The sequence below is a fragment of the Paenisporosarcina antarctica genome (assembly GCF_004367585.1).
Classification (GTDB): domain Bacteria; phylum Bacillota; class Bacilli; order Bacillales_A; family Planococcaceae; genus Paenisporosarcina; species Paenisporosarcina antarctica.
Genome location: NZ_CP038015.1, coordinates 2,115,639 through 2,141,005, shown reverse-complemented (window position 1 = coordinate 2,141,005; position 25,367 = coordinate 2,115,639). Strand labels below are relative to the sequence as shown.

Annotated in this window: 30 protein-coding genes; 23 read left to right on the top strand and 7 right to left on the bottom strand. The window is 36.0% G+C overall.

Annotated elements, in window-relative coordinates:
• Position 1 precedes the first annotated feature (1 nt).
• The 3 genes from ctaF (at position 2) to E2636_RS10665 (ending at position 2,053) form a co-directional block, all read left to right on the top strand.
• Positions 2 to 334: a cytochrome c oxidase subunit IVB gene (ctaF, locus tag E2636_RS10675; protein WP_017379320.1), complete on the top strand. Its 333-nt coding sequence runs from the start codon at positions 2 to 4 to the stop codon at positions 332 to 334.
• 303 nt (positions 335 to 637) lie between these two features.
• Positions 638 to 1,552 carry a cytochrome c oxidase assembly factor CtaG gene (gene ctaG, locus E2636_RS10670; RefSeq protein ID WP_134210174.1) on the top strand — a complete coding sequence of 305 codons (915 nt, stop codon included), beginning with the start codon at positions 638 to 640 and terminating at the stop codon, positions 1,550 to 1,552.
• 39 nt (positions 1,553 to 1,591) lie between these two features.
• Positions 1,592 to 2,053, top strand: a complete 462-nt coding sequence (locus E2636_RS10665; protein WP_134210173.1) for a DUF420 domain-containing protein — start codon at positions 1,592 to 1,594, stop codon at positions 2,051 to 2,053.
• 44 nt (positions 2,054 to 2,097) lie between these two features.
• On the opposite strand, the gene ytvI is transcribed toward E2636_RS10665, so the two are convergent.
• Both ytvI and E2636_RS10655 read right to left on the bottom strand, forming a co-directional pair.
• The gene (gene ytvI, locus E2636_RS10660; protein WP_017379323.1) at positions 2,098 to 3,156 is read right to left on the bottom strand and encodes a sporulation integral membrane protein YtvI; all 1,059 of its coding nucleotides are present in this window, start codon (positions 3,154 to 3,156) and stop codon (positions 2,098 to 2,100) included.
• Between the two features lie 103 nt (positions 3,157 to 3,259).
• Positions 3,260 to 3,625, bottom strand: coding sequence for a YugN family protein (locus E2636_RS10655; RefSeq protein ID WP_134210172.1), 366 nt, complete (start codon positions 3,623 to 3,625; stop codon positions 3,260 to 3,262).
• 151 nt (positions 3,626 to 3,776) lie between these two features.
• On the opposite strand from E2636_RS10655, the gene E2636_RS10650 reads away from it, so the two are divergent.
• Entirely contained in the window at positions 3,777 to 4,853 is a 1,077-nt protein-coding gene (locus E2636_RS10650) for a CAP domain-containing protein (RefSeq protein WP_134210171.1), read from the top strand.
• Here the strand turns inward: E2636_RS10650 and E2636_RS10645 are convergent.
• Positions 4,847 to 5,590: an amino acid kinase family protein gene (locus tag E2636_RS10645; protein WP_134210170.1), complete on the bottom strand. Its 744-nt coding sequence runs from the start codon at positions 5,588 to 5,590 to the stop codon at positions 4,847 to 4,849. The two genes, E2636_RS10650 and E2636_RS10645, sit on opposite strands and share 7 nt — an antisense overlap.
• A gap of 111 nt (positions 5,591 to 5,701) precedes the next feature.
• Between E2636_RS10645 and E2636_RS10640 the strand changes: the two genes are divergently transcribed.
• Positions 5,702 to 7,168: a UDP-N-acetylmuramoyl-L-alanyl-D-glutamate--2,6-diaminopimelate ligase gene (locus E2636_RS10640; protein ID WP_134210169.1), complete on the top strand. Its 1,467-nt coding sequence runs from the start codon at positions 5,702 to 5,704 to the stop codon at positions 7,166 to 7,168.
• Positions 7,169 to 7,602: 434 nt separating this feature from the next.
• Positions 7,603 to 8,052, top strand: coding sequence for a YlbF/YmcA family competence regulator (locus E2636_RS10635; RefSeq protein WP_134210168.1), 450 nt, complete (start codon positions 7,603 to 7,605; stop codon positions 8,050 to 8,052).
• 84 nt (positions 8,053 to 8,136) lie between these two features.
• On the opposite strand, the gene E2636_RS10630 is transcribed toward E2636_RS10635, so the two are convergent.
• Positions 8,137 to 9,045 (bottom strand): glycerophosphodiester phosphodiesterase family protein, encoded by a 909-nt coding sequence (locus tag E2636_RS10630; RefSeq protein WP_134210167.1) that lies wholly within the window; start codon positions 9,043 to 9,045, stop codon positions 8,137 to 8,139.
• Positions 9,046 to 9,512: 467 nt separating this feature from the next.
• On the opposite strand from E2636_RS10630, the gene E2636_RS10625 reads away from it, so the two are divergent.
• Positions 9,513 to 9,785: a YlbG family protein gene (locus E2636_RS10625; RefSeq protein WP_017379330.1), complete on the top strand. Its 273-nt coding sequence runs from the start codon at positions 9,513 to 9,515 to the stop codon at positions 9,783 to 9,785.
• Position 9,786: 1 nt separating this feature from the next.
• Here the strand turns inward: E2636_RS10625 and E2636_RS10620 are convergent, their stop codons facing one another.
• Positions 9,787 to 10,176 (bottom strand): DUF7147 family protein, encoded by a 390-nt coding sequence (locus E2636_RS10620; protein ID WP_134210166.1) that lies wholly within the window; start codon positions 10,174 to 10,176, stop codon positions 9,787 to 9,789.
• A gap of 116 nt (positions 10,177 to 10,292) precedes the next feature.
• Here E2636_RS10620 and rsmD point away from each other — a divergent pair, with 116 nt between their 5' ends.
• Entirely contained in the window at positions 10,293 to 10,862 is a 570-nt protein-coding gene (gene rsmD / locus E2636_RS10615; protein WP_134210165.1) for a 16S rRNA (guanine(966)-N(2))-methyltransferase RsmD, read from the top strand.
• Positions 10,855 to 11,340, top strand: a complete 486-nt coding sequence (gene coaD, locus E2636_RS10610; protein WP_134210164.1) for a pantetheine-phosphate adenylyltransferase — start codon at positions 10,855 to 10,857, stop codon at positions 11,338 to 11,340. Before rsmD ends, coaD begins: the two co-directional genes overlap by 8 nt.
• 22 nt (positions 11,341 to 11,362) lie before the next feature.
• Here the strand turns inward: coaD and E2636_RS10605 are convergent, their stop codons facing one another.
• The gene (locus tag E2636_RS10605) at positions 11,363 to 12,253 is read right to left on the bottom strand and encodes a hypothetical protein (protein ID WP_134210163.1); all 891 of its coding nucleotides are present in this window, start codon (positions 12,251 to 12,253) and stop codon (positions 11,363 to 11,365) included.
• A 100-nt stretch (positions 12,254 to 12,353) separates the two neighbouring features.
• Between E2636_RS10605 and E2636_RS10600 the strand changes: the two genes are divergently transcribed.
• Positions 12,354 to 13,403: a SepM family pheromone-processing serine protease gene (locus tag E2636_RS10600; protein WP_134210162.1), complete on the top strand. Its 1,050-nt coding sequence runs from the start codon at positions 12,354 to 12,356 to the stop codon at positions 13,401 to 13,403.
• 2 nt (positions 13,404 to 13,405) lie between these two features.
• Here E2636_RS10600 and E2636_RS10595 read toward each other — a convergent pair whose 3' ends face one another.
• Entirely contained in the window at positions 13,406 to 14,617 is a 1,212-nt protein-coding gene (locus E2636_RS10595; RefSeq protein WP_134210161.1) for a nucleotidyltransferase, read from the bottom strand.
• 123 nt (positions 14,618 to 14,740) lie between these two features.
• Here E2636_RS10595 and E2636_RS10590 point away from each other — a divergent pair, with 123 nt between their 5' ends.
• The 13 genes from E2636_RS10590 (at position 14,741) to ftsL (ending at position 25,367) form a co-directional block, all read left to right on the top strand.
• Positions 14,741 to 15,271 carry a YceD family protein gene (locus E2636_RS10590; RefSeq protein WP_134210160.1) on the top strand — a complete coding sequence of 177 codons (531 nt, stop codon included), beginning with the start codon at positions 14,741 to 14,743 and terminating at the stop codon, positions 15,269 to 15,271.
• A gap of 22 nt (positions 15,272 to 15,293) precedes the next feature.
• Positions 15,294 to 15,467, top strand: a complete 174-nt coding sequence (rpmF, locus tag E2636_RS10585; RefSeq protein ID WP_017379338.1) for a 50S ribosomal protein L32 — start codon at positions 15,294 to 15,296, stop codon at positions 15,465 to 15,467.
• 86 nt (positions 15,468 to 15,553) lie between these two features.
• On the top strand, positions 15,554 to 16,315 hold the full coding sequence (locus E2636_RS10580; protein ID WP_134210159.1) for an enoyl-CoA hydratase/isomerase family protein: 762 nt from the start codon (positions 15,554 to 15,556) through the stop codon (positions 16,313 to 16,315).
• Between the two features lie 76 nt (positions 16,316 to 16,391).
• A complete protein-coding gene (locus tag E2636_RS10575) occupies positions 16,392 to 16,772 on the top strand; it encodes a hypothetical protein (RefSeq protein ID WP_017379340.1) in 381 nt (126 codons plus the stop codon).
• Between the two features lie 164 nt (positions 16,773 to 16,936).
• Positions 16,937 to 18,295 carry an acetyl-CoA carboxylase biotin carboxylase subunit gene (locus E2636_RS10570; RefSeq protein WP_134210158.1) on the top strand — a complete coding sequence of 453 codons (1,359 nt, stop codon included), beginning with the start codon at positions 16,937 to 16,939 and terminating at the stop codon, positions 18,293 to 18,295.
• Entirely contained in the window at positions 18,292 to 18,504 is a 213-nt protein-coding gene (locus E2636_RS10565; protein WP_134210157.1) for an acetyl-CoA carboxylase biotin carboxyl carrier protein subunit, read from the top strand. The genes E2636_RS10570 and E2636_RS10565 overlap by 4 nt, the downstream gene beginning before the upstream one ends.
• Before the next feature lie 45 nt (positions 18,505 to 18,549).
• Entirely contained in the window at positions 18,550 to 20,091 is a 1,542-nt protein-coding gene (locus E2636_RS10560; protein WP_134210156.1) for an acyl-CoA carboxylase subunit beta, read from the top strand.
• Between the two features lie 167 nt (positions 20,092 to 20,258).
• Positions 20,259 to 21,164, top strand: a complete 906-nt coding sequence (locus E2636_RS10555; protein ID WP_134210155.1) for a ketopantoate reductase family protein — start codon at positions 20,259 to 20,261, stop codon at positions 21,162 to 21,164.
• A complete protein-coding gene (locus E2636_RS10550) occupies positions 21,157 to 21,546 on the top strand; it encodes a DUF3397 family protein (protein ID WP_134210154.1) in 390 nt (129 codons plus the stop codon). The genes E2636_RS10555 and E2636_RS10550 overlap by 8 nt, the downstream gene beginning before the upstream one ends.
• 84 nt (positions 21,547 to 21,630) lie before the next feature.
• Complete coding sequence (bshC, locus tag E2636_RS10545; protein ID WP_134210153.1) at positions 21,631 to 23,244, top strand: bacillithiol biosynthesis cysteine-adding enzyme BshC; 1,614 nt, start codon at positions 21,631 to 21,633, stop codon at positions 23,242 to 23,244.
• Positions 23,245 to 23,421: 177 nt separating this feature from the next.
• Entirely contained in the window at positions 23,422 to 23,853 is a 432-nt protein-coding gene (mraZ, locus tag E2636_RS10540) for a division/cell wall cluster transcriptional repressor MraZ (protein WP_017379347.1), read from the top strand.
• 194 nt (positions 23,854 to 24,047) lie between these two features.
• Positions 24,048 to 24,998: a 16S rRNA (cytosine(1402)-N(4))-methyltransferase RsmH gene (gene rsmH, locus E2636_RS10535; RefSeq protein ID WP_134210152.1), complete on the top strand. Its 951-nt coding sequence runs from the start codon at positions 24,048 to 24,050 to the stop codon at positions 24,996 to 24,998.
• Positions 24,999 to 25,367, top strand: a complete 369-nt coding sequence (ftsL, locus tag E2636_RS10530) for a cell division protein FtsL (protein ID WP_134210151.1) — start codon at positions 24,999 to 25,001, stop codon at positions 25,365 to 25,367.

The following is a 25,367-nucleotide window of genomic DNA, read 5'->3' as shown; positions in this document are numbered from 1 at the left end:
TATGGGACACGATGTAAACACTCATGTAAAAAATCAAACTGAGTATGAGTATAGCCGTCGCCGTTCAGCAAATGAAATGCGTGGACAAGTGACGACGTTTGCGATAATGATTTTCTTAACTTTAATCGCATTCACGGCAGTCTATGCTGATTTCTCTGCATACCTAGTTGTACCAATTATTTTGTTATTAGCAGCTGTGCAAGTAGTTTTACAACTGTATTACTTCATGCACATGAGCCAAAAAGGCCATGGTACTACAACGTTGTTCTTATACACTGGTGTAATCATAGCGTTCATTACGGTCTTAACATTTTTAACAATTGTTTGGTGGTAAATTTAATAATTGAAAAGAGCGAGGAAAATAACATTTTCTTCGCTCTTTTTTTGTGGAATGAGAAAGAATTAGTTTTTTTGAACTATAGATTCATACTTTGATAACTATGTCTAACGCCACTCGACTATTAAGATTGGGACACAATGAAGTGAAGTAGCACATTCATTCACTTATTCAGACTGCCAAACATAAAGCTAATAGGAGCTTCTCGCTATCTTTGGTGAATTGTTCATAGTTCGTTCATTGATGTTATGGAGCTGGAGATTTATAATAAGGGTACTGAAGAAAAAGGAGTGATATTCGATGCCTTTAAGTATATTTGGATTTCAAGCTTTGTGGAGTCCGTTTTTCATATTATCAACCATAGTTTTAATTGCTATGTACTTTTTTATTACTATCAAAAAACGACATCTGTTTGAAGGTAGTCAAGCTTTGAGTAAAAAAGAAGCAAGCGCTTTTGTGATTGCTATTGGATTACTTTACATTGTGAAGGGATCACCAGTAGATTTGATAGGTCATATTTTATTTTCTGTTCATATGGCGCAGATGGCCTTACTCTTAATGTTAATTCCTCCGTTATTTATTACAGGAATTCCAATTTGGATATGGCGGAAAGTAGTTGACAATCGGTTTATTAAACCTATGTTTCGATTCTTTACAAAACCCTTATTAGCTTTAATTGTATTTAGTGGTTTGTTCTCGTTTTATCATATTCCAGTCATTTTTGATGTGGTTAAACAAAATGAAATTTATCATAGTCTATTTACATTAATTCTATTTATATCCTCCATTTTATTATGGTGGCCAATTATGAATAAATTAGAAGGCGAACATCAGGTACATGGCTTAAGTAAGATTGGCTATATAATTGGTAGTGCAATTCTAATTACTCCTGCTTGTGCATTAATCATTTTTGCAGATCAACCGATGTATGCAACTTATACAAGTGGAGAGGCGTGGTTAAAAGCAATGGAGTTATGTGTTCCTGCTTCCGTTTTGTCAGGATTGACATTATCAGGTCCAGAACTTTTTACAAGTATGCCAGCCATCGAAGATCAGCAATTAGGTGGCGTAATTATGAAAATGATTCAAGAAGTGATTTATGGAGTAATCTTAGCGATGGTGTTCTTCCAGTGGTATCGATCTGAACAAGATAACGCAGAAGAGATTACCAATAAAGCGTTGTTAGATCGACAAGCTTTTGCAGCAAACAAATAATTAACTTTCATACTTTAGTGAGTGTTAGGAGAAAATTAAATGAGTTTACCTTTATTACCGACAATTAGTACCTTCTTTATTGTGTTAAGTGCAGTTCTTGTGGCTATAGGTTGGACGTTGATTATACAACGGAAAATTGAAGCCCATAAAAAAGTAATGTTTGCCGCAGCTATTGCCGCACTATCATTCTTCATTATCTACGCGTCAAGAACAGTGTTCGTTGGAAATACGGCATTTGGTGGCCCTGAAGAATATAAAATTTACTACACAATTTTTTTAGTATTTCACATAATACTTGCTACAACAGGTGCCGTTTTTGGTCTAATCACAATCTGGGCTGGATATAAAAATAATTTAACGAGACATCGCAAGCTTGGACCAATAACGAGTATTATTTGGTTTTTTACAGCCATTACAGGAGTAGCAGTTTATTTACTTCTCTATGTTATATACCATGGTGGAGAAACAACTTCTGTTTTTAAAGCTATTTTAGGATTTTAAAAAAAGTACCAGCCTTCTAATAATAATTAGAGGTTGGTACTTTTTTATAATTTAAATTCCGTTTTTATTATGCCTGCTTCTTTAGCTGTTGTGAAAATGATGACGATAAATGGTCCGATTAATATACCTAAAAAGCCAAAGAGTTGTAATCCAATAAACATAGCAATTAGTGTGGCAAGAGGGGACAAACCAATTTGAGAGCCCATTAATTTTGGTTCAACAGCTCTACGAATGACTAGCAACACTAGGCTTAAAATTGCTAATTTTGTTCCAAGCGCAATGTCTCCAGTAGCAAATTGATACAAGGCCCATGGTCCAACTATTGCAATTGAACCTAATATAGGAATAATATCGATTATCCAAATAACTAGGGACATCACGATGGCATATTTAGGTGCAATGAATAACAAACCAATAAAACTAGCCACTAATATAAATAAACTTGCTAGGAACTGTGCCTTTATTAAACCAAATACGACAGAATTTAATCGAGAAGTCATAAAACGAACTTTTTCAGCAGTTGCGGGTGTTAAATGTCGAAATACCATTTTCTTTAAATCTGTTAAATCTAACATAAATAAAAACAATGTGATTATGTATACAATAAAACTGACTAAGAAATTTGGAATACCTGTTAATAAATTGGTAATGCTTTCATAGCTAACAAAAGCTAAAATTGCTTCTTGCATAAGTTTTAAAAACTGATCTAATTCTTTGTTAATCGAAGAAACAACTTCAATTGGCATTCCTTGTGTAAAACTAAATAATTTACTTTGAACATTCATCCAAGCAAGTGTCAATGTATTAAAGTAATCAGGTGCAAATTTAGTGAATTGAATAATCTGACCAATTAATTGGGTGATAATTAAATATAAAATAGCAGTAATAATGACCAAAAATAAAATGAATACTGTAATGACTGCTGGTTTTCGGTTCCATTTAAGTTTTTCTTTGCTCCATTTTACTACAGGCTCAAGTAAGAATGCTGTCAATAACGCTAACAGAATTGGTATTGCAAGAGGGAGTACAAACGTAATGAAGACAATTAGTAATAAAATCATTAAAGCAATAATCAAAAATTTCTTTGTAATCCATTTTGGCATTCGCAACACCTCATTTGTCCATATAATTTAAGTATAAACAACATCTAACCATTTGAACAGACAAAGAAAAAACGCTGAAGAAAAAATATTCTTCAGCGTCTTATTATAAGCGGATTTCAAATGCTTTTATGTCTTCTTTAACAGCTTTTAATGTTTGTTGACATGATTTTACTAGATGTGACGGAAAGACTTCTTGGTCACCATACTCAACCCCATGTGGGTAATAGTGTTTACCAACAACTGGTTTCATCAATGTGATGATCGCATCGTGAGCACCAACATCTCCATTTTTTGTGAAGCCGAAAATACGTAAGTAGAATGTACCTTCTTTAATTTCAAATTTCTTGTCATATGTAACACGTTCATAATCCCATTGTCCTTCACGTACAAGACCATGGTTTAACATGATTTCATCTAATAATTCTAAATCTGCTGCTGTATTCTCTATACCTGTGTTTTCAAAATACATACAATCGTCCTCCTTTTACATGCTTACCTTATGTCACGAACTCCATTTAATAATAGTGTAATTTCTCGGTTGTTGCAATGGCAACATTGTGTCAAAGTGTTTTATACTGATATAATAGGCTTATCAATTTCTTAGTTAGGAGCTGTCCTTATTGAAGGTATTGGTTCGAACCTTAATTATATTAGCAATTATCTTAACTGTCATGTTTTATTCGGATCAAACTATTCAAGAAAATGAATTACTAGAAGCTCCGGGTTCAACTGGTCAAGCATTGCCACAAGAAAAATTGTTTCCTCTTACAGGAACAGATACGATTTCTCGACCAGATAAGGGACTTTCTACATTTGTAGGTCAAAAAACAAATAAACTGATCGACACTTTTGGTGAACCCAATCGAATTGAGCCATCCGCTTTTGGCTATGATTGGTGGGTCTACAACAATTCACTCACTACTTTTATGTTGGTAGGTATATCCAAAGGTATTATAAATCAAGTGTACATTGCTGGAGAAAATCTGGATGCTTCACCTTACCAAGTTGGACAAACGATTGATGAATTATATCGCTTTACCATTATTGAATCGGAAATCTCCGTACAAATTGATTCAAATGTTTATATATTTTCAATCAATGAATTAGATAATAGGAATCGATTATTAGTGAAATTTGATGGATTATTTGCACAAATTTATGTGGACAATGTGGATGGAGAAGTAGAAGCAATTCGATTTACTGATCCAAGGACTTTAGTACTTCATCAACCATATGAAATGACCTATAAAGGAGATTCGCTAGCTCCATCGGTTCCTTCAACAGCCATGCAGAAATTAATTGATGAATCAAATGAACGTCAAATATTTGAGTTGACAAATGTATATCGCTCAAGGCATTCTATTCCTACTTTGGAAGAAGACGAGGCTCTAAGCTTAGTTGCAAGGGAACATAGTGAAGATATGGCGATGCAAAACTATTTTTCAAACCAGTCTTCTGCTTCTGGGAATTTAGAAAATCGATTGGATGATGCGCAAATTGCATATGACAGTGCAGCTGAAAATAGTGCCTCAAATTATTATGATTCAGCTGAGGTTGTGCATAGTTTGTTCAATTCAATAGAACATCGAAAAGTCTTACTAAAAGAAGATTTTACTCATTTAGGTGTTGGTACATTTGGCAAGTACTATACCCAAAACTTTTTAAAGCGACAGATTAATGATCAGGAAAATCAGTAAATGGTGGAATCTATCCAGGTTCCTTCTTCAGAAGAACCAAAAGGACGTATATGCAGTGGAATGTGGTGTTTAGCAGCCATCTCCACTGCCTTTTTTTGTAGGATTGGATGTTTGGCCGTCTCACATAAATGTTGAAGCTTTAAATAGGAGACATGTGACAATTTTTGAACTTTTGTTGAACTTTTAGGGTCACTCGACATAACTCCAGGTACATCTTTATAAAATTCGACTGCCTTAGCTTGCAACATAGAGGCTAACACGATTGCAGTTAAATCACTACCTCCACGTCCAAGTGTCGTAAAACGGTGATCTGTCGTAATTCCTTGAAATCCGGGAACAATGACACAAGGGACGCTTTGAAGTAATTCTTCAATGCCTTCATTGGTTGTTTTTATAATTGAAGCATCTCCGAATCGGTCATCTGTATAGATTCCTACCTGCAATCCATATGCTAATTGACAAGGGATTTGCTGTTTTAAACATTCTGCAAATAATACGGATGAGGATAGTAACTCTCCACATATTGCTGCAACATCCTTAGCTTCAGGTGCTGTTTGAAATGCGTCTGATATTTGAATCAACGTATCGGTTGAATAAGGGTCTCCAAGGCGTCCCATTGCCGATACGACCACTATAACGGATTTGTATTTTGATAAACCTTCTTTTATGTGTTGAATACATTTTTCACGTGATGCAGCATCTCTCATTGCGATGCCTCCAAATTTCTGGACAATCATTTAACCCTCTCCTTATTTTCATGAGTGTCACTTTCCCGTATTCTTACATACGATGAACTTACCTTGACTGTAATGTATTCCGTCAATTTAATTTTGTGTAGGAGGGGTACTATGGCATTTGTCATTGCTGAGTTATTAAAAGACTGGCCGTGTACGTGGTTACATGGGTCAATTAACGAATGGATAAACGGCGTCAAAGATGATTCGAGAGACGTGAAACCAGGTGATGTTTTTGTTGTGATTAAAGGAAGACATGCCAATGGAGCTAGCTATATAGACGAAGCTATAAGAAATGGTGCTGTTTGTATCATATCGGAAGAGAGGGAAGATGATCGGGGGAGCCAGGATGTTGCCTTTGGAATTGTGCCAAATACAAGAAGTTTTCTTTCACATGCGAGCTCTCGCATCCATGGCAATCCCTCAGAAAGATTACATGTTGTAGCAGTTACTGGAACGAATGGAAAGACAACTGTAAGTCACCTAATTGGTCAAATTCTCACATTTCTTGGATATAAAACTGCTGTGATAGGGACTCTCGGACTTTCTATTGATGGTAAAAAAGTAGAAGAAGAATTCCCGAGATTAACGACATGGCCTGCACCTTATCTACATGAGACTTTTATGAGACTCTTAAAAATGAACATAACTCACGTGATTATTGAAGCGTCTTCAATGGGGTTAGAGCAACATAGATTGGACCATTGTTCAATTAAACAAGGTGTTTTTCTAAACATTGGTCATGATCATATAGAAGATCACAAAGGAGTAAACGCTTACAGAAAAGCCAAATGCAGATTAATGCAGTTGGCAAATAAAATAGTTATAAACGAAGACGATCCATTTTGGTATGAAATCGGGAAAGGAAGTAATAAGGAACTTAAATGGTTTGGAAAGCAGCATATATCGTTAGAGGAATTAAAACCGTTATCGATGAACTTGAAGGTCAATGATGAAGGAAAAGAAGTTTCCTTTGAAGTGGAGTTTACGGGAATTTATAATATATTAAATATTGCAGCAGCCATTGCGACTGTTAGGCAAATGGGTATTCCAATGACCTCGATTATTCCTTTTCTTCCACAATTAACATTACCTTTAGGTAGATTTCAATTTATCATCAATCAGCCGTTTAAAGTCGTCATTGATTATGCACATACGCCCGAAGCTTTGAATTACTTTCTTTCATCCGCAGCGCAAATAACGCAAGGGAGACTACTTGTTGTATTTGGATGTGGAGGCGAACGTGATCAATCTAAACGTAGTGAAATGGGTGAAATTGCAGCACTTTACGCGCAGAACTTATGGGTTACATCGGATAATCCTCGTTCAGAAGATCCCTTAAAAATCTGTCAGCAAATCATTAAAGATTTACCGCCATCTAATAGAATTCATATAGAAATTGATCGAGCGACTGCAATTGAACAGGCACTGCGCTCATGTCAGCCTGGAGATTTACTATGCATTGCTGGGAAGGGGCATGAGGCTACACAACACATTGGTAAGCATATTGTTCCTTTTTCGGATGAATTAACCGTTCGTACAATTTTATCTTCATTTTCTACTGGGAATAGCGAAAAATGAAGTTGTACCAATAGCAATGATTTTCCTTGATCATCAACAACTATAGCTAACGTTTTTCGGACTTTATGAAAAAAAACAGCACGATGTAAATGACCTTTTGTCGCTGTTGCTAGTAACTGTAGTAAATTCTTTCCGTAGTGAATGTGAATGGTTTGCATTGGATTTATTACTATGCAGAAATCGTCAGTCAACTTTTATTCCATATGTAAACCTGTTTCTAAATAGGAGGATAGTTCCCCAGATTGTTTCTTTTTAAAGCCATTCATCCAATTGTTAATTATGAGTAAATCTTCGTTTGTGGACTACTTGATAATAATTTGAAATTGCGTAAATAGCTGTTCTTTCATTTCATTGTACCTAAATATTAGCAAATTCAGTTGATTTAATTTCGTCAGTCAATCTGTTATGATTAGAATAGATTGGGGGAATGTCCGATGATGATGACATTAGAATGGGCAAACATCCTGGATGAAGGGGATAGTTTAACTCAGATGATTTTATCCTCCGAACAAGCTGAACGCTTTAAAGAAGCATATTTTGAAGTCTATACAGATGACTTATTAAAAATACAAATTGCTACTTTTTCTCGTTTAAAAGAACAGTATGAAGATGTTCAACGCTTCGGAAGGTATCATCCTGACTATCAACAAGTGATGAAGTCTATTCGTGTACAAAAACGCGCACTCGATATGAATGAACGCGTTGCCACTTTAAAACTAGCTGAAAACGAATTGCAAGATTTGTTAGATGGAGTCAGCTTACTAATAGGTAAAACCGTATCTGAATCAGTCGAGGTCCCAGTAAGCAATCCATTCTTTACAACTGCATCATCTTGTAGCACAGGAAGTTGTGGAACTGGTGGTTCTTGCGGCTGTTCAGCTTAATTATAAAAGCTTCGAGTCTAAACTGTTTTAAAGGATTGAATGCCATAAGAAAAAGGATGTGCTTTTACTCGCACATCCTTTTTCTTATGCAAGATTGTCAGGGAGCAATGACAATGCTACATCGGGTCGGTCTGTAATAATTCCCTTTGCACCTAATTGTAATAGTCTTTCCATTGTTTGAGAATCATTAATGGTCCAGTAATGAACAGATACATTTAAGTTGGTTAAGAAGTGAATAAATCCTTCACTATCTAAAGGGAAAACACCAGATTTTACTGGAATTTGAACTACGTCTGCACGAGGATGATACAAATGTCCAAATTGACTTGTAAACGCAGAATATGCTTTACGAACTTCTATTACGCCAGCACCTAAAGCTACAGAATTTTGTGCATATAAGTTGAATCTGTCGATTTGTTCGTCATAGAAACTTGTGACGACAATACGATTTTGAACGTTAAGTTCTTCAATTAATCGCCATAATTTTGAGGGAATTAAACTACCTTCATATGTTTCAGGAGAATCCTTCATATCAATATTAATCAACATTTGTGGAAACTCTTCAAACAATTCTCGTAGCGTAATGACTGTTTCACCTTGACCACGATACTCAAATTCTTGATGGTCATTAACAAACTGATAACCAAGATCAAAAGCCTTTAGTTCAGAAAGTGTCAGATCAGCAACACGTCCAGAACCGTCAGTAGTACGATCTACATATTCGTCATGAAAAACTATGATTTCTTCATTTTTTGTTAGTCTAATGTCAATTTCAAATCCGTGGACACCAAGTTCCGCTGACTTTTTGAAAGCGACCATTGAGTTTTCAGGGGCTATTAGAGAGCCACCACGATGAGCTAAGATGATTGGATGTTCGTATTGCAGTGATACTTTATCTTGTCGTTTTTGAGGTTTTGAGATAGCTTTAGAGCCTGCCCAAGCAGCGGCACCAGCTGCTGCTATTGCAAATGCTACTTTTGTCTTCTTTCCCATACATAATTCCTCCTCATGCAAATATTGCTTTTGTTATTATAAAGGAAACTATAGCAATTAGAAAGTGGGTGTATGCCAATTAGCTAGAATTCACCAGAGAAAGAATTGGGTAGTTTTAGCTAGATCAACAAAGATGGGTTTTAAGAACCTCTATGTAAATAGCATGTAAATAATTAAATGTTTTTGTGTTAGCTTTCCTGTAACGAGTTTTGCAATACGCTTTCCAACTTTTCCAAGTTTAACAGCATTCACTTCCCTACAAAATTTTATCTAAGAAATTTAGAAAACCTCATGTTTTGCAAATTTTAAATAAATCTTTTTTGAAGCCTTTCTCCTTAATCATATCAACAGATGAAATTTGAATTTTTAACAGTTTTTATCCCGTTAAATAAATTGGCAAGCTTCAAGCAGTTGCGAACATTTTCCTTCATATGGTATTCTTCTAAGTAAGAAAAGAGGGAACTCGCATGAATGACCGACAAGGACTAATTGTATATGTGCATCATTTAAAACAAGCGAAATCGCTGAGAAAATATGGCCATGTTCAATATATTTCTCGAAAACTAAAGTATGTTGTAATGTATTGCGACCTCGATCAAATTGAAACAATTTCAACGAAGTTACAGAAACTTCCATTTGTTAAAGAAGTCAGCCCATCTTACCGTCCTTTTGTGAAAACTGAATATGAAAATTCTAAACCAGATAAAGCGAAAGAATATGATTACAAAACTGGCTTATAAGTTAGCTTAGAGGTGGCAATATATGATGCAATCTCAGTACCCCTGTTAAATACTGATGATACAAAGCTGGTTCTGCAAAATAGGATGAATGTTTAACTTCTAGACGGTGTGGGGAGTAATTTTTTTCCTTCATCGTCTTTTCGACTAATTGGATTCGTTTGCTCGTTTTTTCGAGTGAATATTCAATACCTTCTCGACAGAAGTAAATAGGCATAAATTTGCTTTCACTTGCTGGCTTTAAAATAAGGGCAACACTTAATTTTTTGACGTCCTTTAAAACTGATGTGAAAATACATACATTGTGAAAACGATCTTCATTTGTTTCAAGTAATTCCATCCATTCATAAATATCGCTATAACCTTCTCCGAGTTCAATAAAGCGTTGAATCATAAGAGAATGACACATCCTTTCCATACAATCATCTTATCACGGCATTAGCCATGAAGCATACGAAAAAAATAGGCATGCCTATATGAATACCGGCGAATCGGACAAGGAGGGACTTCATGAGAGTAATATCTGGAACACGCAAAGGGCTTCCTTTGAAAGCGGTGCCAGGAACAGGCACCAGACCAACAACTGATAAAGTGAAAGAATCGATTTTTAATATGATTGGACCCTATTTTGATGGTGGACTTGCTGTCGACTTATTTGCAGGGAGCGGGAGCCTTGGCATTGAATCGCTCAGTCGTGGCATAGACACATGTATATTTATTGAAAAGGACACACATGCCATACCCGTAATTTATGAAAATTTAAAAAAGTGTAAATTAGAAGACCAATCGGAAGTGTATAAAGCAGATGCGACTCGTGCAATCAAAGCTTTAGAGAAGAGACAAGCTCGTATTGATTTGCTTTTTTTGGACCCACCTTATCAAAAAGTAGGCTATTATGAATTAATTGAACAGTTCGTAGATAAAAACTTATTGACAGAAGATGCCATCATTTTATGTGAGCATGAAAAAGGAGTGGACCTTAAAAGTCATTACGGATCGTTTACTCTGACTAGAAAAGAAGTATATGGTAGCACAATTATTTCTATTTATCGACAGGAAGAAGGAGAAAGAAATGACTAAGATTGCAGTGGTTCCAGGGAGTTTTGACCCCATAACATTTGGTCATTTAGATATTATTAAGCGAGGTGCATCTGTTTTTGATGAAATTCATGTGGTCGTATTAAATAATTCATCTAAAAAATCACTATTTACTGTTGAAGAAAGAATGGCATTAATTAGCGAAGTAACAGTTTCTTTACCCAATGTTCATGTTGATTCTTTTTCTGGTTTACTTGTAGAATATGCTAAAAGTGTCAATGCGCATGCCATTGTCAGAGGTTTACGGGCTGTCTCAGATTTTGAATACGAAATGCAAATCACGTCAATGAACAGAGTTCTTAATGAAAAAATTGAAACGTTTTTTATCATGACAAATAATCAATATTCATTCCTAAGTTCAAGCATTGTAAAAGAAGTTGCTAAATATGGTGGAAATATTTCTGAATTAGTACCTAAACAAGTGGAAGTAGCTTTGAAAATGAAATTTGGATTTAAATAAATAGCAAACTCCTTGATATTATTTAAAGGAAAAGAAAACAACTTCCTACAAATAAAAGAAAATGGAACAAACGGTACATAACATATGGTTTTAACGACAGTTGAGCTGATTTTGCCAAAACAAAAATTTGCATATGTATACTCAAGCCGTTAAAGGAAAGAATGGAGACAGCTAAAAGAGGAAAAAGTGACTCCATTTGAAACAATTGGTGAGCTATTTCTAGCCCAGCTGTCATTTCAAAAAAAGAATAAATGATAACGGTTACTTGATTGGGTATTTCATCCAAAATAAATGTCATACTTTCCCTGATAACCGTACTAATGGTTGTAAAGAATACAACTGTAGTTGCTACTAAGAGTAAAATAGAAGAAGCTTGATGGATGCCTTCACTCAGTGGAGAAGAAACAGACTTTGCCACTTGGTCATTTTTTGGAAGAGTAGGCATGGGAATAAACATATGAAGAAATACTAAAAAAATGAGATTGATACTATGTAGAATTATCAAGATTAAAATACCTGTATTGACGGATAAAAGAAATTGACTACCAACAACGCCTACAACAAACATTGGGCTAGGTGCATGACAAATGCCAAGTAAGTGACTAGCGTGACGTTTACTAATCATGCTTGATTGCGCAAGTGTTGAGATAGTAGCTGCACCTGTCGGAAAACCACCAAAAGCACCGATTGTATATATTTTGATACTATTGCCCACATGAGATTGCCATTTATTTTTTTTGTAAAGTTCATACAACAACCATTGAGAGACGACTAAATATGGTAATAAATATGGTAACAGACGCTTTAAAAAAACTTCGATGCCAAGTTGTGCACCTTGATGAGTTATTTCAGGCATAAAGATAAACAATATCATTAGAAACCAACAAATGAATAGATTGGTTTTATGTAGCATGTGAGATTACCCCGTTTCAACCGTTTTGTCAGAAGTAAAGTTAAAGTGCTAAACTATATATATGCATAAACAATGCTTGTCATCATGGAGGTGAGTAAACATGCCAAAGAAAAGTACGATTAGTTTTTTCTTGATTTGTATTTTTCTAGTAAGCGCTACTTTTTATCCTGTTGATGCTTACATCACAAAACCTGGAGGAGCTTATCCTCTAAAACCGTTAGTAACTGTGCAAGATGGGGACCAAGATGATGAAGGATCTATGAGTTTAATGACCATAGGTTTAGCAAAAGCTACACCATTTACATATGCATGGGCTAAAGTATCTGATGAACAAAAAATATTGCAGTCAAATCATGTGAGAAATCCCGATGAAGATGATGAAGAATATACGGTTCGTCAATTGCATCTCATGTCACAATCACAATTTAATGCGATACAAATTGCATTTGAAAAAGCAGGAAAACCATATGAAATAACTACTAAAGGTATATTTATATTAAATGTATTACCAAATGGAGCGGCCGACGGTTTACTTAAAGCTGGTGACAGAATCATGCAAATTGATGGCATTAAAAGTAGTGACCAACAAAGTTTAATTGACTATTTGAATGATAAAAATGTAGGGGAAATCATCACTTTAAAAATAAAGCGTGATGAAAAATTGGAGTTAATCGAAATTGAATTAAAACCAATTCCGTCTGATGAAAGTAGAGCAGGTCTTGGTATTTCATTTAGTGAAGATAAAGAAATTACTACTTCTCCGACAGTGAAGATTAAATCAGAGGAAATTGGTGGTCCTTCAGCCGGCTTAATGTTTACACTTGAAATCTTAAATCAGTTAATGGATGAAGATTTGACAAAAGGCTATTCTATGGCTGGAACAGGCACAATGAAAGATACTGGTGAAGTTGGTCGTATAGGTGGGATTGATTTAAAAGTAATTGCTGCTGATAAAGCGGATGTAGAGATTTTCTTTGCGCCAGACGATGTGTTACCGGAGGAAGTTTTGAAAAAAAATCCTTCTTTAGGTTCTAATTACTTAGAAGCTAAAGAAATGGCTGAAAAAATAGGCACGAAGATGAAAATCGTGCCTGTCAAAACCGTAGATGATGCACTTGAATTTATAGAAGAACTTGAGCCGAAAAAATAATTTTAAATAATTATGGGTGGATTTCGATAATCAGATCCAGCGGGCTGCTTAATTTTATTTGATTGTAGTCCCAAATGATATAAATCCGATGCATGAATATCTAAATCTAATAAAGAATCTTTTATTGCAGCTACTCGACTAACGAGAGGCAATGAAAGGTTTTTTTTCTTATGATTAAGGTATTTCTGTCCATTGTGTGTCATGCCAAGAACTCGAATATATGTCGGTTTTTTATGTGAATGTAAAGCTTCCCACGTAAAACCTGTATAAATATGTGTAAGCATCCGCTGAATACGTGTCCAGGTGTACCTTTTAGATTTCACACATGCCATAAATTCTTCAAATGTCTCACATTTCTTTGCTGCTTCGTAAATTAAATGCTCTATTCCTTCTGTTACTTCTGCGTATGTGGCAAGTTCTTTTACAGAAGAACGAATGATCGTAAATCGGAGTAAAGGCCAAAACTGTTGCCAGCTACCAAATACACCAATTGAATCTTTCCAGTTTAATAAATGTTCAAGAGATGTTTGTGGCATAAAGTTTGCCAATGCTTCGATTGAACCATCATCGAAAATAGCCTTACGTATGCCTGTAGCGCTTGCAATTGATTGACTGTGTTCTACATCATCATGGTAATTAGCTACAACACGTTGGATCGTAACAGGCTTAATATGCGCATTTATTTGATATGCTGCTTCTAAATAATGATAGCCAAGAATATTGTTTGGTTTTGATAAGTCCACAAAATTTATTTCTGAGTTGCTTGTTATTTCAGTGTAAGCCTCATTTAACGCTTTTGGATAACTTAAACCAAGCTTCATGTATTGTTTGATCGAATTTTGGTAATCCTCTTGATGTGTAGTAATTACTTCATATGAGTGAGCAAAGGGTTCTATAGAACCTTCTTCACTGCCAAAACAAAAATCATCACACCCAATAGCTTCTAATAAATCAATTGAACCACGTGCAAAGTCGCTCGCTTGTGCGGTTGCAAATACATAAGGGAGTTCGATCACGATATCAACACCAGCCTTTAAGGCCATTTCAGTTCGTGTCCACTTGTTTACAAGTGCTGGTTCTCCTCGTTGTAAAAAGTTTCCGCTCATGACCGCAATAATAATATCTGCTGCTGTTTTTTTTCTTGATTCTTTGATATGATATAAATGTCCGTTATGGAACGGATTATGTTCAACGATTATACCGGTTGCTTTCAAGATGTTGACCCCCTATCATTACTATTGATTATACGGGTCAAAAATTGGGGTGACAAGAAATTATCTTGACATCTAATTTCCTGCATTATATAATCAACTTTGTTGTCTTGAGGTGATAAACGAATGAAATGGGCAATTCATCAACTATCTAAATATCGCCATAACGGGATGCCAATTGATGAAACGATTCTATTGGATGATGTTATGACACGTAACCCGGACATCCGGAAAATATCACCCGTTCATGTAAAAGGGCACTGCACATTCGGTGCAGAGCAAATGACTTGTCATTTTCAACTGACAGGCATCCTAACTTTACCATGTTCTCGAACGTGGGAAGATGTTGAGTATCCGTTTGATATTCAAACCGATGAGCTTTTTAGTTGGTCAGATAAACATAAGGTAGACGATGGAGAAATTCATTATGTAGAAGGTGATGTTGTAAATGTCGACCCTGTACTTGAAGAATTAATTCTAGTCGAAATTCCTTTTCAAGTGTTTAAGGAAGATGCTAACCATCTACCGATTCCTGGCGGCAAAAACTGGTCGTACTTAACAGAAGAGGAATTGTCTGTGAAAGAAGAAAATGAACCTAAAAAATCGGATCCTAGACTTGCTGATTTAGCTAAGTATTTTGATCAAACAGACGAATAACGATCTGTAAGGAGGTGCCACAATGGCTGTACCGTTTAGAAAGACTTCTAAAGCAGTTAAACGAAAGCGTCGTACGCATTTCAAATTATCCCTACCTGGTATGGTAGCTTGTCCAAACTGTAATGAATCAAAATTGGCTCACCATATTTGTAAATCATGCGGATATTACAAAGGGAAAGAAGTAATGAGCAAATAATTCAGTATTTGTTCAATATAAAGGCTACCAGAGAGACCATGGCTCTCTGGTAGTCTTTTTCTCTATTTACTAGGAGGCTACTGCACATGACATTCACCATAAATCGTGAGGAAAATATTTTACGTTTCACCATAAACCGACCTAAAGTTCGTAATGCAATAAATCACGAAGTCATTGCTGGATTTGAGAGTCTAGTTACATCTGTACATAATGATTCAACTATACAATTTGTCGTCATTACAGGCGAAGGTAATGAAGCGTTTTGTTCTGGAGGAGATTTGTCTATCTTTCACGGACTCCAAACAGAGGAAGACGCTTTTCCCATGCTTAACCGAATGGCGACTGCCCTATATAATATCGCGACCCTTCCTGTGCCTGTCATTGCACTTGTCAATGGACATGCGGTCGGAGGTGGCTGTGAAATTGCCACAGCATGTGACTTCCGATTAGTATCCTCACACGCAAAAGCCGGATTTATTCAAGGGACCCTTGCTATTACTAGTGGTTGGGGTGGCGGAACATATTTATTTGAAAAATTAGCTAGGCAAGATATAGCTATGCAAATGTTATGTGAAGCGAAACCTTTACTTGCGCATAGTCTTTTAGATAATGGCTGGGCAACGCAACTATACGACGGAAACAAAGAACAAGCGTTAGAAACGTTTGTGCATGAGATGAAACAAGTAGAAGCATCTGTTCACCGAGCCTATAAACAGATGTTAATACGTAAATGGACTGAGCAAAAGCTACTAGAGCAAATAAAAGAAGAAGTCAAAACTTGTTCAAAGCTATGGGCAGCTGATGAGCATCATGAGGCTGTTCAAAAGTTCTTAAAGAAACGAAAATAACTTGAATAGATTGTTCACCGACTTCTATTTTTTTTCCTTGCGTCATATAGTAGAAAAAACGCGAGGTGAAGATGATATGAATGAAGTGAAAAGAAAAGATCAATGGACTCCTGATGATGACCAAAAATTAGTAACTACTGTTTTGGAAATAGTAAAAAATGGTGGCACACAAATTTATGCATTTGAAGTAGCTGCTGAAAAACTCTCTCGAACAAAACAGGCTTGTGGATTTAGATGGAATAAAACTTTAAGACATACGTATGGACAAGACTTAAATAATGCCAAACAAAAATATCAACATCCAATGCATACACATTTAAAGCAAGCGATGTCTAGTTATGATGAATTATTAGAAGCGCATAATAGACTACAAAAAGAACATGCTCAGTTGAAAACATATGTGCAACAAATTCAGCGAGTGTGTTTAGAAAGTCCCTTTGTACATCAAAAAAACTAAAGCATATTCATAAAGCTGTCTCTTTAAAGATTAAATCTTTAAAGAAACAGCTTATTTTTTTGCTAGTTTGAATATTTCTTTAATAAAACTTGAAATAGTTTTCATTTTTCGTATAGACTAAGGTAGATGGAACTTAATGTTCGAATAACTTAGGGGGACAACTAATGCAAAAAGTGTTAATTGCAAACAGGGGAGAAATTGCACGACGTATTATCAAAACATGTAAAAAGTTAAATATTGAAACAGTAGCAATTTATGCTGAAGCAGATGCTGATTTACCTTATGTAAAAGAAGCAGACTCAGCATTTTTAATTGGTCCAAGCCAAGTGCAACAATCGTATTTAAAAGTGGATGATATTTTAGCATTAGCTAAGCGTGAAGGGGTTGACGCTATTCATCCGGGTTATGGTCTACTGTCAGAGAATTCAAGTTTTGCGCGTAAGATTGAAGAAGCTGGCATGATTTTTATCGGTCCAGATCCACAAACAATAGATACTATGGGCGATAAGATTGGTTCTCGTCAAACGATGAAAGCAGCAGGTGTGCCGGTAGTGCCAGGTACTGATGATGGTATTGAAACGCTTGAAGAGGCCATCCAAGAAGCTAAACTTATAGGTTACCCAATCATGCTTAAAGCAAGCAGTGGGGGCGGTGGAATCGGTATGATTCGCTGTGATAATGAACAAGCGCTCAGTCAGAACTTTGTTTCCGTGAAAACACGTGCAAAGGCTTACTTCGGAGATGATGTCGTCTTCTTAGAAAAGTATATTTCTGGCGGACGTCACATTGAAGTTCAAATTTTCGGTGACACACATGGTAATACTGTGCATTTGTTTGAACGAAACTGTTCAGTTCAACGTCGTAACCAAAAAGTGATTGAAGAGTCACCTTCACCGAATTTCCCGAAACCTGCTCTCGAACGATTATTACAAGCGGCAGTTGATGCTGCTAAAGCAGTAAATTATCGTAATGCAGGGACTGTTGAATTTATTGTGGATGAAGAGAATCAATTCTATTTCTTAGAAATGAATACAAGACTTCAAGTTGAGCATCCAGTGACTGAGGCAGTAACAGGTTTTGATTTAGTAGAGTGGCAATTAATAGTCGCTAAGGGCGAGCTCCTTCCGGTGATTAATCAAGCAGATATACAGTCAAAAGGTCATGCAATTGAGTTTCGAATTTATGCTGAAGATCCAAAAACGTTCTTCCCTTCTCCAGGAAATATTAAAAAACTTCAATGGGGATCAACAGAAGACATCCGAATTGATGCAGGTTATGAAGAAGGAAATACAGTAACACCTTTCTATGACCCAATGATTGCAAAAGTAATTATTCAATCTGAAACACGAGAAGAAGCGATTATTAAAGCACAAAAATTCTTTTCATCTGTTACGATTGAAGGTATTAAAACAAATGTACCTTTGTTCCAAGAATTTTTAGGAGCAAAAGCATTCCAAGATGGAACTTATACTACTGCGGTATTGCCGCAATGGCTCGAACAACAAAAGGAGGAAATAAAATGAAACAAGTTCAATCTACAATGGCAGGAACAGTATTTAATATCATCGTTCAAGAGGGTGAAGAAGTAACGGTAGGACAAACTGTCATGATTTTAGAATCAATGAAAATGGAAATTCCGGTTGAAGCAGAAACAGCAGGTAAAATTGTGAAAATTAATGCTCAAATAGGCGACTTCGTAAATGAAGGCGACGTACTTGTAACATTCGAATAAAACTCACTCGGGGTATGTGAGATTGAAACAAAGGGGGCAATATAATTGACGCAGAAAACAACATACAATGAACGCTTAGAAGAAAAGCTAACGACTATTTTCGCAGGTGGTCACTCGAAATATCATGAAAAAATGGTCGAACAAAATAAATTATTTGTCCGTGATCGTTTAGCGTTACTTTTTGATAATGGTGAGTATTTAGAAGATGGTCGTTTTGCAAACTGTGAAGCGGGAGATCTTCCAGCGGATGGTGTCGTAACAGCAACAGGCAAAGTCGGTGGACAACAAATATGTGTAATGGCAAATGATTCAACAGTTAAAGCAGGGTCATGGGGATCTCGTACTGTTGAAAAAATCATTCGTATTCAAGAGATAGCAGAGAAGACGCGGGTGCCAATGCTTTATCTTGTCGATTCAGCTGGAGCGCGTATTACGGATCAATTAGATATGTTCCCAAACCGACGCGGTGCAGGTAAAATATTCCACAATCAAGTGCGAATGTCAGGATTTGTTCCGCAAATCTGTTTACTATTCGGACCATCTGCAGCTGGAGGAGCTTACATTCCTGCATTTTGTGATATCGTCATTATGGTTGAAGGTAATGCTTCTATGTATTTAGGATCACCGCGTATGGCAGAAAAAGTAATCGGTGAAAAAGTTACGTTAGAAGAAATGGGCGGCGCTCGCATGCACTGTTCCGTTAGTGGCTGTGGCGATGTATTAGTAACAAGTGAACAACAAGCTATTTCTGAAGCTCGTCGTTATTTGGCTTACTTCCCAGCAAACTTTACTGAGAAGCCGAAAATGGTAGAACCAAAAGCTAATAAAGAAGGTCGCACACTTGAAGAAATTATTCCGGAAAATCAAAATGCACCATTTGATATGTATGAAGCCATCGATCAATTAATTGACGAAGGCTCACTCTTTGATGTGAAGAAATTATTTGCTCCAGAAATTATTACTTGCCTTGCGCGAATTGAAGGACAAGCTGTCGGGATTATTGCGAACCAACCGAAAGCTAAAGGTGGCGTATTATTTGGAGATTCTGCTGACAAAGCTGCGAAATTCATTAATTTATGTGATGCGTTTGGCATTCCGTTATTGTTCTTAGCAGATGTTCCTGGATTTATGATTGGAACAAAAGTTGAGCGTGCTGGAATTATTCGACATGGCGCAAAACTAATTATGGCTATGAGTTCTGCAACAGTGCCAAAAATTTCAGTAATCGTAAGAAAAGCTTACGGGGCTGGATTATACGCAATGGCTGGTCCAGCATTTGAACCAGATGTTTGTATCGCTTTACCTACTGCTCAAATTGCAGTAATGGGTCCAGAAGCAGCCGTAAATGCTGTGTTCTCGAACAAAATAGAGGCAATCGAAGATCCGAAAGAACGTGTGAAATTTGTTCAACAAAAACATCAAGAATATAAAGAAGAAATTGATATCTATAAATTAGCATCTGAATTGATTATTGATGAGATTGTTGCACCAAGTAATTTACGTGAAGTTCTTGCGATGCGTTTCCAAGCCTATAGTACGAAAAATATTCCTCAACCGCCTCGTAAACATCCTGTTTATCCAGTATAAACAGGTCAAGAGCTAGAGTAGGAACTTACTATGCAAAAGGAAGGCCTATGCAAATAGGTCTTCTTTTTTTTGTGGTTTAGACTTATGATAGAAAATATCAGTATATTCTGAGTGGATATTGTTTGGATGAATAATATATTAAACAAGTTGTAGGAGTTGATTGTGCAATGAAAGTGGTCATTGTTGGAGCAGGTGCCATTGGTTTACTTATTGGCTCATATTTAAGTGAGAGAAATCATGAAATTACATACATAACAAGATCAACCGTGCAGGCTGAGAAGCTTAGATTACAAGGTATTACGCTAATTCAACCAAATGGAGAGAAAGTAAATACACAAGTCCAGGCTTTTACAGATTTTAGACTAGCACCTACAGAGGCTCTATGGATAGTTGCAGTTAAATTTCATCAATTAACTAACTTAGAAAAGGAATTACAATCGCTATCACTATCTACAACTCTGGTATTTGTTCAAAATGGACTTGCTCATCTTAAATGGATTAATCGATTAAAACATCAAGATATATACATAGCTACCATTGAGCATGGCGCCGTGAAGCAAGATGCTACTACTGTTCTTCATAAAGGAGTAGGGTTAACAAAAATTGCCCCTCATATTATGACATCGAAGGCACCCATAGATATATCAATCTTTCAAACTTCTTTCTTTCAAAGTGAGATGGTAGAGGACGCTTATACTATTGTTTTACGAAAAGTGGTTTTGAACGCTTGTATAAATCCAATAACCGCGATATTACAAATAAAAAATGGGGAACTGATTACAAATAGTCATGCTTTTCATCTAATGAAGTCTATATTTGAAGAAATTCTGTTGAGTTTTCCAGAAATTTCACAAACGCTTACTTTTGAAGACGTAAAGGAACTTTGTGTCAAAACATCACAAAATTATTCTTCTATGCTGCAAGATCGACTAAATCATCGGAAAAGTGAAATTGAATCAATTGTAGGGGTGTTACTGCAAATGGCTGCAACTAAAGAGAGAGATTTACCTCTTTTAAGAACACTATATTATTTAGTTTTAGCTCTTGATGAAAAAGGTGAATCTTTTGAGTAATATTATTCAATCCGTTATCAGTTTTCTATTAGTATTTCCTATAGTCATGTTTTTAATAGTCTTCATAATCTCAAGAAAAGGAACAGGTAAATCCTCAATAGCTTTTGGACATGCAGCGGATGTGACAACCTTCTTACTGTTCTTCACTGTTCCAATTGCCATTCAGTCATTATTTCAAATCGAAACAAGGGGAAGCTTAGTCGCAATGGCGTTAATCATCAGCGTCATATTAACATTTCTTGATTGGAAATCAAAAAATGAAATTGAATTACTCCCTCTAATTAAAAAAATATGGAGATTTCTGTTTTTAGTTCTGACTCTCACTTACTTTGCAGTGTGGTGTTTAGGTCTGATAGTGAGATTAGTAAAGTACTTAAATTAATTCTTTATAAGTCGTTTGTTTTTCCTGTCTTGTCGTCAAATGATATAATCGGTTTGTATTTAGACGCAAAAGGAGTTTACCACATTGAAATTCGACCAAATTGATCAACCAAATAGTAGTTCTTTCCTAGTGGATTTCCATAATCAAAAGAAAGAACTTTTGAATTTTTTCCATTTTTTACCCAATAAGGATTCATATAAAAATCGAGCATTATCTTTGAAATCCCATCCAGTAAACCGAGGTCAACTGACAAAAGTAATACGCGAATACATGGCGTTTCTTCCGCAAAGCGATAAAGTTGATTTACACTTGGGAGAGTTAGAAAAAAATGCCCTAGTAGTCATTGGCGGTCAGCAAGCGGGATTACTTACAGGTCCTTTGTATTCCATACATAAAGCAATATCAATTGTGTTGTTAGCCAAACAGCAACGTGAAGCTTTAGGAATTCCAGTTATACCAGTTTTTTGGATTGCTGGAGAGGACCATGACTTAGATGAAATTAACTCTACTTTCACTCCAAATCATGGACAATTACAAAAACATACGTATAATGACCGACCAAATCGAAAGCAAATGGCTTCTCATTCCGCTGTGGAAGTTGAAAAATTACAATTATTCATTCGTGATGTCTTTAAGCAATTTACTGAAACGACTTATACAAAACAAATGCTTCAAAAATATTTAAAAATGGCACAACAAGTGTCTACTTATAGCGAATTTTTCACAGTGATGATGCATGATTTTTTTGCAAAAGAAGGTTTGTTGTTAATTGATGCAGCATACCAACCACTTCGTCAATATGAATCTCCATATTTTGTGAAAATGATTGAACATGCTCAAGAAATTGCTTCACTAGTTGTAGAACAAGAAACTAGTTTTCAACAATCAGGTTATGGTCAGCCTATTCAAGCATCAAAAGATAGTGCCAACTTGTTTATTGTTGAAAATGGGGAGCGTTTCTTATTGAAGCATCACAATGGAGTATTTGTAAATGAAGTAGCAGGCTATCAATTTTCAAAACTACAATTACTTGACATCGCCAAAAAAAATCCTGAACGCTTAAGTAATAATGTAGTTACCCGACCTCTCATGCAGGAAATGGTGTTTCCGGTATTAGCGTTTGTTGGAGGTCCGGGGGAATTAGCCTATTGGGCTGCATTTAAGACCATGTTTGAACATTTTGACATGGAGTTACCCGTCATGGTCCCACGTCTGTCTATTACACTAGTAGATGGAAAGTCTTCGCGCTATTTAGATGAGATAGACCTCCGAGTGGAAAGTGTATTTAATAACGATTTACAGGCTCACAAACAAGCATTTATGAATGACATTAAAGATGTTGTTGCTGAAGAAATGATTCAAGAAATGAAGCTTACGTTAATTGAACAATACCAAAAGTTAGAAGATCATTTAGCAAAAGATAAACCACTTAATGTATTAACAAAGAAAAACTTACAACTTCATGACAAGCAGTTTACCTATTTGAGTAGAAAAATAGAAGATACGGATTTGTTACGTCATGGAGTGAAGATACGAAAGTACAATCATATCGAGGGTATTCTTTTTCCAGAGTACACTTTACAAGAAAGATGGTTTAGTCCGTTGCTATTTTTGAATGAAGTGGGTCCAACATTTATTGAGGAGCTACTTTCACAACCTTTCGAATTTAATGGGAAACATACAATACTTTCATATTAATATTAAAAGTCGTCTATTTTTAATGAGACGGCTTTTTTCTATGGGGGAAAAGGTTTTTTAGACGTTTCAACAAGTACTATTATCACATTTTTTGGTGTATCGTAAGAAATTTTAAAAAACTGGTGGAGGAAAGTGGGGGGATGTGGTACATTAATGACAATAAGTGGGGTGAGTAACATGTTTATGGGAGAATATCAACATAGTGTTGATGCGAAAGGCCGACTTATAATTCCGGCAAAATTTCGCGAGCACCTAGAAGAGACATTTGTAATTACACGTGGTCTTGATAACTGCTTATTCGGCTATCCTATGAATGAATGGCGAAAACTCGAAGAAAAATTAAAGGCTCTACCTGTGACAAAAAAAGATGCACGTGCATTCACACGGTTCTTCTTTTCAGGCGCAACGGAAGTTGAAATTGATAAACAAGGTCGTATTAATATCCCAAGTAATTTATTAGCTCATGCAAAAGTGGAAAAAGAATGTATCGTACTTGGAGTTTCAAGTCGAATTGAAATTTGGGCGAAAGATGCTTGGACATCCTATTTCAATGAATCTGAAGATTCGTTTAATGACTTAGCAGAAAATATGATTGGTTTTGATATATAACGTTTGAAGGCTAAAACCGCGACACTTAATCCTGCGGTTCGTCGCAAAATTAAGTGCTAAGAAATTTTATAGCAACGTCTTCATGACCCTATAAAGGGGCACGCGGTATAACCTGCAGAGCTAGACACAACGAATAGAGGCATTACGGCATAATGGCAACACAAAATTTTGATATTAAAGAGGAGGACGATCCTTTGTTTAACCATACTACTGTATTACTTCAGGAAACTGTGGACGGATTGAACATTCGTCCAGATGGGATATATGTCGACTGTACCTTAGGCGGAGCAGGACATAGTGAATATTTAGTACAACAACTAAGTGATCAAGGGAAATTGATTTGCTTTGATCAAGACACAATAGCAATTGATAACGCCAAAATACGATTAGCAGACCATCTCCATAAAATAACGTTTGTCCATGCAAATTTTCGAGACATCAAAGAAGAATTACATGCACTAGGTATTGAAAAAGTGGATGGAATTCTTTACGACTTAGGTGTATCTTCACCACAACTAGATACACCAGAACGCGGCTTTAGTTACAACCATGATGCACCACTAGATATGCGAATGGATACGACAGCAACACTTTCAGCTTATGATGTTGTTAACGACTGGGAATTTAATGATTTGGTTCGAATTTTCTATCGTTATGGAGAAGAAAAATTTTCTAAACGAATCGCTCGTAAAATTGAAGAAGCGAGAGAACTTGCTCCAATAGAAACAACAGGCCAACTTGTTGAATTAATTAAAGATGGCATTCCAGCTCCAGCTAGAAGAAAAGGCGGTCATCCTGCTAAACGGGTATTCCAAGCCATTCGTATAGCAGTTAATGATGAACTTGGGGCTGCCGAAGAATCTCTTCAAGATGCTATTGAAATGCTGGCAATAAATGGGCGAATCAGCGTAATTACGTTCCACTCACTGGAGGATCGTATTACAAAAACCATTTTTAAAGAAGCGGCATCATACCCAGAGTTACCACCAAACTTACCAGTCATTCCAGAGGGCATGGAACCAATTTTAAAGTTAATCACAAGAAAACCTATTTTACCAAGTGAAGAAGAATTACTGCAAAACAATCGCTCTCGATCAGCGAAGCTTCGAATTGTTGAAAAAATAATTGATAAAGGACGTGATTAGATGGCAATGCATGCTAGAACACAATCTACTTACATAAAGCAGCCTGTCTTTAACCCGCAGCCTGGATTCAAACCCGAGATTAAATCTAATAGAAAAAAAGTAACAAAAGGTGAAAAAATTCTACTTGTCCTATTTGTATCTGTAGTTGCACTATTTTGTGTGATGATTTTACAAACGCAAGCAAGTATTCACACTTCAACTCAAGACATACAAACAATTAACCTACAAATTGATGAAACGAAAAAACAAAATACAGATTTGTCCATTCAAGTAAGCGAACTTTCAACATATGAACGTATATGGGACAAAGCAAAAGGACTTGGTTTCAAACTTAACGAGCAAAATGTGAAAGTAGTACAGGGACAATGA

Coding starts and splice junctions, on each gene's coding strand:
- ctaF (WP_017379320.1), top strand. CDS start 2: ATGGGACACGATGTAAACACTCATGTAAAAAATCAAACTGAGTATGAG.
- ctaG (WP_134210174.1), top strand. CDS start 638: ATGCCTTTAAGTATATTTGGATTTCAAGCTTTGTGGAGTCCGTTTTTC.
- E2636_RS10665 (WP_134210173.1), top strand. CDS start 1,592: ATGAGTTTACCTTTATTACCGACAATTAGTACCTTCTTTATTGTGTTA.
- ytvI (WP_017379323.1), bottom strand. CDS start 3,156: ATGCCAAAATGGATTACAAAGAAATTTTTGATTATTGCTTTAATGATT.
- E2636_RS10655 (WP_134210172.1), bottom strand. CDS start 3,625: ATGTATTTTGAAAACACAGGTATAGAGAATACAGCAGCAGATTTAGAA.
- E2636_RS10645 (WP_134210170.1), bottom strand. CDS start 5,590: ATGATTGTCCAGAAATTTGGAGGCATCGCAATGAGAGATGCTGCATCA.
- E2636_RS10640 (WP_134210169.1), top strand. CDS start 5,702: ATGGCATTTGTCATTGCTGAGTTATTAAAAGACTGGCCGTGTACGTGG.
- E2636_RS10635 (WP_134210168.1), top strand. CDS start 7,603: ATGATGATGACATTAGAATGGGCAAACATCCTGGATGAAGGGGATAGT.
- E2636_RS10630 (WP_134210167.1), bottom strand. CDS start 9,045: ATGGGAAAGAAGACAAAAGTAGCATTTGCAATAGCAGCAGCTGGTGCC.
- E2636_RS10625 (WP_017379330.1), top strand. CDS start 9,513: ATGAATGACCGACAAGGACTAATTGTATATGTGCATCATTTAAAACAA.
- E2636_RS10620 (WP_134210166.1), bottom strand. CDS start 10,176: ATGATTCAACGCTTTATTGAACTCGGAGAAGGTTATAGCGATATTTAT.
- rsmD (WP_134210165.1), top strand. CDS start 10,293: ATGAGAGTAATATCTGGAACACGCAAAGGGCTTCCTTTGAAAGCGGTG.
- coaD (WP_134210164.1), top strand. CDS start 10,855: ATGACTAAGATTGCAGTGGTTCCAGGGAGTTTTGACCCCATAACATTT.
- E2636_RS10605 (WP_134210163.1), bottom strand. CDS start 12,253: ATGCTACATAAAACCAATCTATTCATTTGTTGGTTTCTAATGATATTG.
- E2636_RS10600 (WP_134210162.1), top strand. CDS start 12,354: ATGCCAAAGAAAAGTACGATTAGTTTTTTCTTGATTTGTATTTTTCTA.
- E2636_RS10590 (WP_134210160.1), top strand. CDS start 14,741: ATGAAATGGGCAATTCATCAACTATCTAAATATCGCCATAACGGGATG.
- rpmF (WP_017379338.1), top strand. CDS start 15,294: ATGGCTGTACCGTTTAGAAAGACTTCTAAAGCAGTTAAACGAAAGCGT.
- E2636_RS10580 (WP_134210159.1), top strand. CDS start 15,554: ATGACATTCACCATAAATCGTGAGGAAAATATTTTACGTTTCACCATA.
- E2636_RS10575 (WP_017379340.1), top strand. CDS start 16,392: ATGAATGAAGTGAAAAGAAAAGATCAATGGACTCCTGATGATGACCAA.
- E2636_RS10570 (WP_134210158.1), top strand. CDS start 16,937: ATGCAAAAAGTGTTAATTGCAAACAGGGGAGAAATTGCACGACGTATT.
- E2636_RS10565 (WP_134210157.1), top strand. CDS start 18,292: ATGAAACAAGTTCAATCTACAATGGCAGGAACAGTATTTAATATCATC.
- E2636_RS10555 (WP_134210155.1), top strand. CDS start 20,259: ATGAAAGTGGTCATTGTTGGAGCAGGTGCCATTGGTTTACTTATTGGC.
- mraZ (WP_017379347.1), top strand. CDS start 23,422: ATGTTTATGGGAGAATATCAACATAGTGTTGATGCGAAAGGCCGACTT.
- ftsL (WP_134210151.1), top strand. CDS start 24,999: ATGGCAATGCATGCTAGAACACAATCTACTTACATAAAGCAGCCTGTC.